General features: G+C 67.8%; 3 protein-coding genes. All 3 read right to left on the reverse strand.

The window, feature by feature from the left end:
- Positions 1–331: 331 nt before the first annotated feature.
- From E1287_RS42500 to E1287_RS42510, 3 genes are read right to left on the reverse strand one after another with little or no spacing between them, the layout of a single operon-like run.
- Positions 332–1714 (reverse strand): tyrosine-type recombinase/integrase, encoded by a 1383-nt coding sequence (locus E1287_RS42500; protein ID WP_131971700.1) that lies wholly within the window; start codon positions 1712–1714, stop codon positions 332–334.
- A complete protein-coding gene (locus E1287_RS42505; RefSeq protein WP_131971702.1) occupies positions 1711–1905 on the reverse strand; it encodes a helix-turn-helix domain-containing protein in 195 nt (64 codons plus the stop codon). Before E1287_RS42505 ends, E1287_RS42500 begins: the two co-directional genes overlap by 4 nt.
- The gene (locus tag E1287_RS42510) at positions 1902–3494 is read right to left on the reverse strand and encodes a replication initiator (RefSeq protein ID WP_243719827.1); all 1593 of its coding nucleotides are present in this window, start codon (positions 3492–3494) and stop codon (positions 1902–1904) included. Before E1287_RS42510 ends, E1287_RS42505 begins: the two co-directional genes overlap by 4 nt.
- Between the last annotated feature and the right edge of the window lie 77 nt (positions 3495–3571).

Below are 3571 nucleotides of genomic sequence, written 5' to 3' on the forward strand. Positions count from 1 at the left end.
CGGAATGATCTTGTTCGGATGGCGGTGCGGCCGGAGAGTACGCGCAGGTGAACGAGGGTGCGGAGCCTTCAGACAGCTTCGGACTTCTAATCCGACGGTCGCGGGTTCGAATCCTGCCGGGCGCGCCCACCCCACCAGCACATCTCGGCGCTGACCTGCAAGAACGCTTCTTGATCTTGCTCGTCCAGATGCAGCTATGTGCCACCGAAAGCAGCCGCACAGCACCGTTCCCGGAATATACGCGGAATGACCTCGCCCACGTTTGCCCAGGTCAGCACACAAGCGAAGAGAGGCCCCGGACGCTCCGAAGCCTCTCCACCGCGCTTGCTGGTCATGCCGCCAACGCGTCCTCTATGCGCTGGTTGGCGACGTCCCGTTGCCCATCTATGCACTTAGCGTAAACACGCAGCATCACGTCGACTCCGTGCCCAGCGCGTTCGGCCGCTTCGGGCGCATGCACGCCCGCGTTCAGCCAGAGCGAGACGGCCGCGTGCCGCAGGTCGTACGGCCGTGCCGCCAAGGGTGACTCGACCTGGTCGGGAGTCAGCGCCAGGGCGCGGGCCCGCTTCCAGACTTGCGCGTAGGCCGAGCCGGAGAACGACGCACCGCTACTGGTGACGAACAGCCGCCCATCATCGGCCGTCCCGAACGCGTCGAGGTGTTCGCGGAGGATCGCCACCAGCTCTGGCGGTATCGGGACCGGACGGACGATGTCGTCCTCCCGATGCTTCAGGCCCCGATCATCGAAGGTCTCCCCCGAGTCGGTGTATCGCTTGTTGCTCTGAGGCCGGGTCTTCTTGAGCGTGATCACGCCCCAGCCAGTTGCCGGAAGTTCGCAGTCCTGCCGCCGCAGGCCCGCCGCCTCAGCCGGACGAAGTCCCGCGAAGTACATGCACGCGAACATCGCCCGCAGCCGAGGCCCACGCGACCGGCCGACATAGGACACCGCCGTCAGCAGCTCCCGAGCCTGCGCCGGATTCACCACGACGCGCCGATCAATAACCCCGTTCTGTTTCGGCGGACGCCACTTCACCCGGTCGAGAGGATTGGACGCCAAGTCCCCCAGTTCGACCGCGTAGCCCAGCGCATGCTTGAACACCGCCCGCTTGCGCCGAAAGGTCGAGGCCGCCGCCGGCTGGCCGTCGAGCTGCAGCGCCAGGACCTCTAGAGCACTCCGCGCCAACCGCGGTTCGTCCAGGGCCGTGACCGGCATGGACGCCGCCTCCAGCCACCGCAACGCCTTCCCCAGATCAGGCGAGATCTCCGGACGGCGCTCGTCCGCGACGAAGACGTATTGCCGAAGCAGCACCCGCAGAAGCGACGCGTCCGGACGTCCCGGCGCATCCTTGAGCAAGACGAGCGTCACGGCCGTCATGGTGTCGGTGAGACCCTCACGCGATTTGGCCGCCGCATGTGGCCAACGCGCCTTTACGTAGGCACGCGCGAACTCCAGCCACGTCCGCGCGGATTCTGCCTTGAGCATGGACACCGGAAGACCCGTGTCCATGTCGAACGCCTCACCGTTCTTGGCCGCCTGCCGCAGATCAGACAGGAAGCTCTTTGCCTGAGAGGACCGCTCAAACGTCCGGGACTTCTCACGGCCGCCGACCGTCCAACGCGCGGTGTATGAGATGACCTTGCCCGGTTTGCTCGACTTCGGCCCTGCTTTGTTCGGCCGGATCTCCCAGAACTTGACCTTGTAGGAGGTGTTCACGCCGCCTCCCGCAGCGACCAGAGCCACGCGTCGAGATCGCTCCGATAGATGCGGATCTCACCATTAGGCAGCTTGAAGCTGGCCGGAGCCCGCCCGATCTCACGCCACCGGTAGAAGGTCCGCCGAGAGATGCCGCCGAGTTCTTCGAGCACCTGGTCGACGGTGAGGAGTTCGTCGCGCTTGCCGCTCACGCTGCCTCCCGAGTTGCCGAAAGTTCTGGGGTGGGGTTGTGGGTCGCCGCGTCGAGCTGACGACGCCGCTGGATGCGTTCGCTGATCAGCAGCAAGAGCCGTTGCTCGGTCGGTTTCACATCCGGGTCGCCGGGCCCGGCGCGTTCCCACACGTGCACAGCGGTCGGGTTGGTGGGGTTGGTGACGGGGATTCCGGCCTCTGCCAGCCGGGCCAGCGCCCACGCCTTACGGTCGGCTTTGTGGTCGGCGAGGGTCTTGCCGGACCATTTGCGGGAGACCAGGACGCGGCGGCCGCCGTAGCCGAGATGCTCACGGCGGTGTGCCTTGCCCTTGCAGTAGCCGGGCGTGAGTCCTTTGCGGGAGTTCTTGGGCTGGACGCCGTAGCGCAGCCAGTTCGCGCACGTCGGTGAGCACGGCTCGAATCGGAGTGCTTCGGCCATCCGGTCGACGTGTTCGCGTTGTGCGTCGGTCGTGGCCTGGTGGCATTCGGCGACGCCCTTGACCAGGTACTTGGTGAGGTAGCCGATGAGCTTGCGGGAGTCGGGGGTGTCGGCCATGACGCCTTGAGCGTCGATCTGCCGTCCGAACCGCACCACATGCAGGGGTTCGGCATCAGCGTCAGCGCCGAGGGCGTCTAGCGCCTCATCCCAGGTGGGGAGGACTTCCCCGGTCGCCGGGTCGAGGTATCCGCCCTCTGGCCCGGCCGCCGCATCCCAGACTGGCAGCCGTTCGCCCTCGAAGACGACGCGGTCGGTCGGTGGCCACCACACCTGGTGGTAGGTGGCCGCGACGACCTGACGTAGTTCGGCGCGGGAGATGGTGCCGCGGATGGCCATGTGCAGGTGGGGGGCGAGGCGGCGTTGGGGTTCGACGGTGGCGAAGTACTGCACGTCGTAGCCGACGAAGCGGCGCAGGTTCTGCACGAACCGGTCCACCAGTTTGGAGAAGTGCAACGCGTCGCGGGCCGCCCGCACGTAGTCGTAGGACTCGGGGTTGACCGGGGCCCCGTCCGAACGCACCCGCCCGTAGGAGTCCAACGTCAGGGTGAGGAACAGCGAGGGCCGGAAGGTCTGGCCGTCCCGGCCGCGGAACACCTTGCCGACCGTGCGGGAGTCGACCGGCCGCCGAGGCAGATCCGGAGCATCCTGCCGCCGCCTGGTCGACCGGGTCCGCCGGCTCTTACCGTCCTCGCCCGTCTTGAGCGCACCACGCACGCCCGAGCGTGCCAGCTCATGATCCAGGTCCCGGACAACGGCGTCCCAGAACTCCGGCCCTTCCCCATCCGCCGTCCCGTTCTGGCCCGCACGATCACGCGCCGCCGCCGCATGCGCCCGCAGCTCCATCCACGCCCGCTGCTCCTCATCCGGATCAGCACGGGTGATGACCGGTTCGGTGGTCAGGTGCCAGCCCTGACGGCACTGCACCGCGCGGAGTTTCCGCTTGCGTTCAGCGCACGACGGGCACACCGAGGCCAGCGTGTGCCCGCACGGCACATACACCACCTCGGCCGCCCCGGTGGTCAGGTCCACGCGCCGCATGGGCACCGGCCGGATGCAGATGCCGTGGTCGACGGCGACGGCTTCCAGCACGCCCCGCGCCAGCGGAGCCAGCGTCTTGACGACCGGTTCCGGGGCAGGCTCGGACGGGTCGACGGCGGGCGGGGAGG

This window comes from Actinomadura sp. KC06, from assembly GCF_004348735.1.
GTDB lineage: Bacteria > Actinomycetota > Actinomycetes > Streptosporangiales > Streptosporangiaceae > Spirillospora.